A 10,151-nucleotide genomic window follows, 5' to 3' on the forward strand; every position below is an offset into this window, starting at 1 on the left:
GAGCTTCACAGGATGTTTCAGCGCGGCCTGAAGGATCAAGGTGCTGTCTCCCGGCGCGCCGGCCAGCGTCCGGTCACCAAGATCAGCAAGGGCCTTGGTAATGCCGCTCTCGTCCTTGGCAGTTGCATCCAAGGCCTCTGCGATCGTCACAGTTTCGTCCTTGAAGCTCTCGCGCAGATCCCAGAACTCCTGGGCGTAATCCTCCACGATCGCCTTGGCTCGCTCGTATGGCCCGTTGCTCAGTATCACAGCGGACTGACCCATATCCGTTAGATCCGCAAAGCGATAGGCGTTATAGATGCTGAGGTCCACCACTGGCGCTTCGGACTTTTCGAGCGCACGGGCACGTGCGTGCATTTCCTTAAGAGGGCTGAGATGAGTTTCGAGCCTACCGGGAGCAATCATCCGGGTTTTCGCGAAGGTATAGACCGGGTGCAGACGGCCTTCCAGTACATCGACAACCAACCTGACGACCTTCTTGCCATTGTCGTAGTAATCGTCATGGGGATTGTTCTTGCAGGCGATGCAGATGTCGGCTGCCTTCAACATCTGCGGGGTGATATTGGCATGAAGGTCGAGACCTACCCCGATGACTGTGTTTCCGCCGCTGACGCCGCGAATGTAGGAGAGGAAATCACCTTCCGCGTCTTCGAACTCAGTCGTGGACATCGATCCATGTAGGTCGACCACAATCGCATTGGGCGCGAGCCTCTTGAGTTCCTCGCCCCAGAACTGCCGTTGCTCAACATAGAAACCATGATCGATGGCGCCACTTGGGGCAATCATCGAATCTGAAACGGGCAAGATTTCAATATCAGCGCGTTCAATCAAGGAGTCGATAATCCCCCCGAGCGTCGTGCCATTTCCCTTGGCCGCCTCGATCACAGCCTCGCCGCGAACGACTGTGATATCTGCCGCCGCTGTCCCAGGCGCATATCCGTGCGATTCATGAAAGAGGCGTCCGACTGCTATCCGCTTCATAACAAATTGTCCTGAATATCATTTGGTCTGAGGACTTCGTAGCTAGGTACTGGGGCAGCGTGGGACGACTATTGCTGCGTTTATGCCTCGGTTTCAATTCGCGAGCGGACGGCTGGCGGGTGGGCCCGGAAAAGGTTGCGCCGGGACAACTGCTGGACATCTGGGGGTATCGAAGGTTTATTCCTGTTCGCCAAGGGTCGGGAATGGGGTGATCGACCAATCGATTGAGTCGACGGCACGCTGAAGTATCGCCTCTGTCCGAGCACTGCTGTGGGAAGCGGCGATGACATATCCAATCCAGTCTCGGAGATCGCCTTTCCTGACGATTGGCGTCTTGGCTTCAACATAGAATTTGACCTCGGCTACACCGGGTATAGCGGCCGCCCGACTCTCCCCTCCGATCCAATCAAGGGTGCCATCACGATCAGGAACGAAAAAACGCGCGGCCGCAGTCTGCGACTGCCTTCTGTGCAAATCCCATTTGTCGCCGATGACAAGCTTGATGTGCTCGGTGACGGGATCGATGCCGTAAGCCAGCTGAGTCAGTTGGGGAGCGGGCGCGCCACCAAGACGTGGATTGACTTCAATGACGACTGGGCCACGCTTCGTCCACCGGAGTTCAATGCACGTTGGGCCCCAGCCTAGGCCAAGCGCTCGCAGACTGCTCAGCGAAACATCGACGATACGCTTGTGCTCGTCATCGGTCAGCAGGGCCGGATAGATGACCTCATGAAAGACAAAATGCGGGTGGGGGCCGAACTCGCCGGCGCAAATCGCAATGACCTCGTCTCCCATTGTGTCAGCGCAATAGTAAGGGCCTTGTGCGAATTCTTCGACCAGTATTCCCGGAGCAGATTGCCATATGTGCTTCCCGCCCAACAGGTAGGCGGTATGTTCGGCTAACTCATCGAGGTTGCAGCATAATCGGACGCCTCTACTCCCGGCCCCTACCGCTGGTTTAACAATCACCGGCAGCCCGATTTCATCGGCAGAACTTTCTATCTCCGCCGCATCCGCCGCCAAGCGATAATCAGGTATTGGAACGCCTGCCTCTGCGAGAAGCTGACGTTGCGTGAATTTATTGCAGCATCGTTCAATGGATGTGGGGTTTGGCCCCGGTAGATCGAAATGGCGGCAGAGCTTGCCAACTGTCGCATAGAACGAGTCCCCGACGGACGTAATGCCAGCGATGTCATAGGTTGCATGCAGCCGGGAGCATTCGCGGATCAGCGCATCGAGATCGGCTGTATCGACATGGATTGCCTCAACCCCTTCGGCCCCAAGATAGTCGTACTGAGCTGGATTAGCCGACAGGACAATTGGATGAAGACCAAGTTGCAGAGCTGCTTGGACGTATAGCGGACCATTATACCTTGAACCTTCAATCAGGATGAGTGCTCTTTTTGCCATTGGCCGTTGACTCCGAAGTTGCGTGCTGTGCGGCGGTCCGAGCGTACGTTGGGAAAAGCTTTTTAACCCACGCCTGATCTTAGACCTTGTAGTGAATGTACCACAGTCAGCGATTTGCCGTCGCAAAGATTCTGTAAATTTAGTTCAAGGATCTGTTGCAACGGCTTTGATGACCAGCCCTTGTTCGATTTTTGCGATCCGCTGGTGGTGCCGTCGGTTAGTCATTTCGATTGAGATAATTTTTGAGCTTCGTTGCTAGGACGCGCACATGAGGCGGAGCAACCATCGTGTAATGGTCACCTGGCACCTCATGAATTTCCAGGCGCTCCCGCGCGAATTGCTTCCATCCAAGATCGCCATCAGGTTCATTAGTGAATGTGCGCAGTCCCTTCTTGGCTGCAAAAAGAACGGATCTGCTGTTGTTTGCTCGAGGAGTATATTCACGGAGTGCAATTCTGTTTGCCTCGGCAACAGCCAGGATATTATTGAGCTGCGTTTCGCTCATGTCGGGGACACTGCCTGCTTGCTTTCCAAAATCCAGCAATGCCGTGATCTGACATTCACGTGTGATGGATTTTAGCTTTCGCCAATGTTTCTTCAGCGCAGGAAAAAGGACGCTCAATATGACCGCTTGCTCGCTAAGCCAGTGAGGAATACGGCGGTTGCCGAGCAAGCGGTGATAACGGTCGCTTGTGTGCTCTTCCTCCTTATGGAGCGCTTTGGCATCGAGCAGCCCAACTATTGCTACCTCGTCACCGGCATCATGCAATTGACAGGCCATTTCCCAAGCAATGCTACCGCCCATAGACAAGCCGGCGAGTTGGTAGGGGCCGCCCGGTTGAACGCTCTTGATAGCCTCTACGTATTCCCGCGCCATCTCCGGAATGCTCAGGTGAGGTCTCGCTTCACCATTCAGACCGCGCGCCTGCAGGCCGAAGAGCGGCTGCTCCGTGCCAAGTGCCCTAGCAAGAGGCGTATATAGGAGTACATGTCCCCCAAAAGGGTGAGGGCAAAATAGAGGCGTCCGCGAACCGCCGGTTTGTATCGGCACCAATGCGTTCGGACGCGCGCTTCCACGGGTTTTCGAGAGGGCTATTTCGAGCCCTCTTGGAGTCTGGTGTTCCAGCAGTAGGGAGACATCCAATCTCTCTCCTGTGAGCTGCTCGATGCGATCGATGACGCTTAAGGCGCTCAACGAATCGCCACCAAGATCAAAGAAGCTGTCGGTCAGGGCAACGTCATCCAGGCCCAAAATGTCCCGATAGACCTCCGCAATTTGGCGACCTAAAGCTGCCTCACTAGACATCTCAACCACAATCGGACTGCGCACCCGTTCGTTCCCAGCCAATTGATCGACGGATGTGGCGCCGGTGTTAGGCTGATTCAAATCGGCATTTTGTACCTGCTCCTCGATGACAACCGCATCGAGCCAGTAACGCTTGCGGTCAAAGGGATAAGGCGGGAGGGGGGTCAGCAGCGGGGGTTTATGATCGTGGAGGCCAGACCAATCAATGGGAACGCCACAGGTCCAAAGCTTGCCCAACGTCTGTAACAGTCTCAGGCGATCGCCTTGCCCATGATCGCCGCCTGGCAAAGCTGCAAAGGCGACGGGGCTGTGCAGGTTGGTCTTTGACCTGAACTGCCTGGGATGTCTGGACAAGGCTGCGCCGGGGCCTATCTCCACGAACAACTCGTAGCCCGATTGCACCAGTCGATCGAAAGCAGGATGGAACTGCACCGTCTCTCGCAGATTGCGGACCCAGTAGCCACCATCAAGCGGGACGTCCGCCTCAAGCCAGTCACCAAGCACCGTTGACATGAAAAGTATTTGCGGTGCATGCAACTCAACTTTTTCGGCATGAATCCTAAATTCCGACAGGATTGGATCGAGCAGTGAGGAATGCACGGCATGACTTGCCCGCATTGGTTTGCTCGCAATGGATCTCGCCTGCAATTGCTCATGAAACGCAGCGATGTCCGATGCGGGGCCCGAAACGACGCACTGACGCGGCCTGTTTATTGCCGCCAGTGAAAGGCTTTTGTTCCAATATGGTTGGAGCTCTTCCGGAGACAGGCCGACTGCAAGGATGCCGCCGGGAGGCACCCGGGACGTTAACTGCCCCCTTGTCAGCGTCAGTCGAATGGCATCGGGTAATGAGATGATGCCGGCAATATGAGCGGCCGCATATTCTCCAATGCTGTGGCCTATCACAGCTGCAGGGAAAATGCCCCACGACCTGAAAAGCTTCGCCAAGGCATATTGCGTGGCGAAAATGACGGGCTGTACAATGGCTTCCAGTTGTGGCCCAAGCTCGCCATCAAATTTTCCTTCGTTGTAGAGCAGGGGGCGAAAATCAATATGTGTGAGCTGGCCAAGCCAATTTGCGCATTCGTCGATGGCGTCGCGGAATACCAGCTCTTCTTCATAAAGCTCCCGACCCATTCCGATGTGCTGGCCTCCTTGGCCGGAAAACATGAACACGATGCGGTGTTCACTGCGGGAGCCCACCTCGGCTGCGCCCGCATTCAGAACCGCCCGTTCGAGCTGGTTGGCTATTTCGACCGGATCGGCTCCGACGAAACTTGTGCGATATTTGAGAGCGGCTCGACCCTTTTGCAGGGTGTGTGCGATGTTTCCTGCGCTTTGCTGAATGTCGCTGCGGCGCATAAAGCCGGCCAGTTGCCGGAGCATTTCGGTTAGTGCAGACTCGCTCGCCCCCGATACTGGAAAGACATGCAACCTGCGATAGCTTTGTTCATCGCTCCGCGCCGGCGCCTCCTCGAGAATCGCGTGCGCATTCGTGCCGCCAATGCCAAATGAGCTTACGCCACCGCGTCGTGGCTCACCACCTGTGGCCCAAGCGGTGCAGGTGTTGTTTACGAACACCGGGCTCTCCGGAAAGTCGATATTTGGGTTGGGTTCATCGAAATGCAGGCTGGCGGGAATGACGCCCCTGTTCAGCATTGTGGCGAGCTTGATCAATCCCGTTACACCAGCTGCGGCGTCGAGATGGCCCATGTTTGTCTTCACCGAACCTATTGCGCAGAATTGTTTCCTAGCGGTGTATGAACGAAAGGCCTTTGTCAGGCCGGAGATTTCGATGGGATCTCCAAGAGAGGTTCCCGTTCCATGCGCCTCCACATAGCCAATCGTGTCCGCAGAGACGTCCGCATCGGCGAGGGCTGCTTTAATGACTGCAGCCTGTCCCGCGGCGCTAGGGGCAGTGAAGGCTACCTTGCCCGCGCCGTCATTGTTGATCGCGGATCCCCTTATGACTGCCCAGATATAGTCGCCGTCTCTAGAGGCATCGCTCAGCCGCTTGAGAACGACGACCGCTGCTCCGCTGCCGCTCACCGTTCCTTGTGCATGAGCGTCGAACGCACGGCAGTGGCCATCAGGGGACAAGATATGGCCTTGTTGATGGAGGTAGCCTTTTCCGTGGGGCAGGGAGATCGACGCACCGCCTGCCAAGGCCATCTCGCACTCATTGCTACGCAGGCTCTGGCAAGCGAGGTGAACAGCAACCAGGGAAGTGGAACAAGCCGTCTGAACCGACACGCACGGGCCGGTCAAGTTGAGCTTATAACCAATGCGCGTCGCAGTGAAATCGTGGCCGTTAAGAATACGGATTTGAAGTCTCTCTGAATCCAGCAGATCCCGGCCTGCTTCACCTTGAGCGTGATAGCGGTTGGGGCCCACCCCGGCAAAGACACCGACTCGGCCCTCGGCGGTTTCGCGCGATCCGTGTCCCGCATGATCGAGCGCCTGATACGCGGTTTCCAGCAGGATTCGCTGTTGCGGGTCCATCCACGCTGCTTCTTTAGGCGAGATCCCGAAGAACGCTGCGTCAAACAGATCAATTCCGCTGATAACGGCTTCACGCCTCACATAATTAGGCCTGCCAAAGGTGTCAGGAGCGACGCCAGCTTCTCTCAATGTCTGTTCGTCCAGATCCGCGATGGACTCTACGCCCTCGGCCAGATTGCTCCAGAATTGATCGACGTTCTCCGCCCCCGGGAAGCGGCCTGCCATACCTATGATCGCAACGGCATCACGGTCCGGTTTGGGCTCGTTTCGGCTTCCGGCCAATCGAATTGTGCTCTTTGAGTCTTCGCCGGGGCGGGGAGCAGCTTGAGTTGCGGCCAAATGCGTAGCGAGCTTTCCTATCGTGGGGTGCTCGAAAAGGTCCAGAATCTTGCAATCAATGCCCAGACGATCTTGGATACGCGCCTGAACCTGGACGATGGCCAACGAATGTCCGCCGACATCGAAGAAATTGTCTTCAACGCCAACCGAGTTCAGCTTCAACACGTCCTTCCAGATCTCAGCCACTTCCGTCTGAAGCCTGCCGGTTGGAAAAGTTGCGGCCTGTAGGCTCGACAAGTTTCCCGGATTGGGAAGAGCGCGCCGATCGATCTTGCCGCTGCGATTGGTCGGCAGCTCCGGTAGGAACACGAATCGTGAGGGAATCATGTGGTCGGGCAGCGCGGCGCGCAGGAAAGCCTGAAGTTCATTGATGTCCTCCGAACTCTCCAGTCGCTTCACCACATAAGCTGTCAGGCTCGCATTTTCGCCGAGACGGTCAGTCAGGGTGACGCAGCATGCGTTCACGTCTTCGTGCTTCATCAGACACTGCTCGATTTCGGCAAGCTCAACCCGCATGCCGCGAATCTTGATCTGTCCGTCCTTTCGGCCCAGGAACTCAATCGTGCCATCTTGCCGATGCCGGGCCCGATCCCCAGTCCTGTAGAGCCGGGATTGCGGCTCATCGTCAAACGGGTTTGGCCGGAAAACCTCTCGCGTGAGTTCATCGTGATTGATGTAACCGCGAGCCAGGCCGACGCCCCCGATATAGAGCTCGCCGATTCCGCCAATCGGTGTCGGATGACCATAGCGATCGAGGATATAAGCCTTGGTATTGATGGCAGGGCGCCCGATGGGTGGCTTCTGCCCGTCGGCCTTTACCTCGGTCCTTATGCAGTAGACCGTCGCTTCAGTAGGCCCATAGGAATTGAAGATGCGGCGTTTCTCACCCCATCGCTCAACGAGGCTCGACGGCAAAGGCTCTCCACCTGACTTGATCACGGCGAGATCAGGAAGATCATTTAACGGCAATGAGATCCAAGCTGTCGGCGTAAGACCGGCAGCGGTAATGCGTTCACGGCGCATGAACTCGACAAGCTCTGCTCCAGGCAACGACGCTGATGGGGGCGCCATACACAATCGCCCTCCAGAAGATAAGGCCAGCATGAAGTCAAACAGCGACGCATCAAATCCGCAGGAAGCGAACTGCAATACTCGGCTATCCGACCCCAGCTGATACGTGCGTTTTAGATCCTCCGCCATGTTGCAGGCGCTGCGATGTTCAATCATCACGCCTTTCGGCTGACCCGTTGAACCGGACGTATAGATCACGTAAGCTAAATCGGAGGGGCCGGCCGGGCAGGGCGGAGGCGTGACTTCGTGCAGGGCGATTTTGGTGTGGTCTTGGTCGAGGAGAACCACCGCGCATCCATTCGAACCTTCAATGTCTAGCCCTGACAGGGCTTTCTCGAATGCCTGTCCTTTAAGCTCCGCTTTCCTGATGATCGCAGTGGCACCAGCGTCCCGCACCATGAAGCGCAGGCGCTGGGGTGGAAGTCGCGGATCGAGAGGAAGATAGATCGCCCCCGCCTTCAAGACCGCTAGAAAGCCGACGATGAGATCGCACGAACGCTCAACTAGAACGCCGACCACGTCTCCAAGACGGATACCCTTTGAAATCAAATGACGGGCAAGCCTGTTAGCCCTTTGCTCAAGTACGGCATAGCTGAGCGCCTCTGATGGGCAACTCACAGCGATATTGTCTGGGTAGGTGGCAGCCTGCGCTTCGATCAGGTTGTGCAGGCAAATTTCGGACGGAAAAGATGCAGCTGTGTCGTTCCAACTATATATAAGCTGGTGCTCTTCCTCCGGCGTCAGCAGACTATAGTCGCCTATCCGTCGCGCTGGCGCATCTGCAATCGCCTCAAGCAATAGGCAATAGTGCTTCGCCAGCCGCTCGATGGTGCCACAATCCCACAAATCCGCATTGTACACGACGTAAAGTCGGACGCCTCCTTTGCCGGAAAGGATGCGGAAATCGAGGTCGATCCAGATATCAGTCTCGCAGAGTCGGATTTGCGCAGGCATGCCGGAGAGGTCGACGTCGCATGGCGAGAAGCCAAGAGAACTAACCGCCTCCGGCATGAAGTTGAAAACTGCTTGCGCGAGCGGATTGCGATTTGGTGCAGTGGGGAGCTTGAGCTTCTCTAAAAGCAGTTGAAGGGGAAAATATTCGTGACTGCGCGCGCCGCGCATGAGTTGACGCACCTGCTGCAAATGGTCGAGGAAAATGGGATTTCCGGAAAGATTCTGGCGTAGGGCAGCCGGGCTCACAAAGTAGCCGAAGGTCCCCGTAAAATTTCCTGCCGGACGTCCGAGCCGTGGTACGAAAAGGGTAATGTCGTCCTGGTCGCCATAACGATGCAGCAGGACATAATAGGCTGCTAGAAGCACGGTCGCGTGCGTCACTTTTTCCTCGTGCGCCAGTCGCTCCAAGCGCGCGACCACAGGCTTGTCGATATCCAGGGAGAAAACTGACCCTGCGTGCGTCGCGGGCGCAGTTCGTGGTTTGTCGGTCGGAAGCGCCAGGTCGGGCTCGTGATCGACAAATTGGCTGCGCCAGTACGCCCACATACGCTCTCCATCGTCGCTCGCAAGCAGGCGCTCTTGCCAGGCTATGAATTCCCCGTAAGGAGCCACCGTGGTCAGATCCGGCATGTCCGTGTCGCCGCAAAACGCCTGGTAGAGCCCGCCGAACTCCTGCAGGAAGGTGCGAATGCTGTAGCCGTCGGAAATGATGTGGTGGAAATTGAGGAGGAGAACCTCTTCCGTGGCACTGCTGATGAACAGGCGGGCGCGAAACACCGGCCCATGTTCGAGATCGAAAGGCGAGCGGGCTTCCGCCGCAATGGATTGACGGAAGTCCGCCTCTTCGACAGCTTCCCGTTGAATGACATGAAAGCTCAGAGAGGCTGTCTCATGAATGTGCTGAACCACCTGCTCGCCATCCTGGTGAAAGGTCGTGCGCAGCATTTCATGGCGGTCGATCAGTGCTTGGAGCGCGCGCCGCAAGGCATCAATGTCAAACGGAGCCTTTATGCGCAGCTCGACTGGTAGATTGTATTCGCTGCCGGTCGGTCGTTTTTGATGATGTATCCAAAGGCCCATCTGGCCATGCGACAGCGGACGTGTAACATGATCCATTGCTTTCTCCAGTCACTTAGCTGTGCGGAGAACGCTATTCCTATTTTCTTGGAAACGGTTTGAATTATCAGATAAATTTTTCATTCGTTTATGTGAAACTGTCGCTATGAATGTTACCCCTTCACTCCGGAGTATCGATCCAGTTTAGCGATGGTTAACGTGACTTAATATATCTTTACACTTCGCGAGCCGTCAGCAGGCTAGAAGTGAACCCTACCAATACGACCCATGCCACCTAAGGCAGATGAAGAATGTGAACGGCCGACGCGTCAACGACTTGACGGTTGTGCTGATGAGACGGGGCGTGTGGTGGAGCACGTTGTGATGCATGAACTCGAATAGGCAGACGGGTACAATTGATATTTGGGTTTTCCGGCATGACCAGCTGACTATCCCGACGTTGCGCATGCGTCCTTCACGCAGCGCGGCGCAAGCGCAGCTTCAGCCTTCTCTTCGATCTCCTCGCCCAGCC

3 protein-coding genes are annotated in these 10,151 nt (G+C 56.2%); all 3 read right to left on the bottom strand.

Going from position 1 to position 10,151, the window contains the following annotated elements:
* Positions 1-981, bottom strand: a 981-nt coding sequence (locus ACWGTO_RS32070; RefSeq protein WP_454578752.1) for a M81 family metallopeptidase, incomplete at its 3' end; no start/stop codon positions are given.
* 177 nt (positions 982-1,158) lie between these two features.
* Complete coding sequence (locus ACWGTO_RS32075; protein WP_454578753.1) at positions 1,159-2,391, bottom strand: ATP-grasp domain-containing protein; 1,233 nt, start codon at positions 2,389-2,391, stop codon at positions 1,159-1,161.
* A 217-nt stretch (positions 2,392-2,608) separates the two neighbouring features.
* Entirely contained in the window at positions 2,609-9,679 is a 7,071-nt protein-coding gene (locus ACWGTO_RS32080) for a hybrid non-ribosomal peptide synthetase/type I polyketide synthase (RefSeq protein ID WP_454578754.1), read from the bottom strand.
* Positions 9,680-10,151: the final 472 nt, after the last annotated feature.

It is taken from the genome of Mesorhizobium sp. PL10 (genome assembly GCF_053714315.1).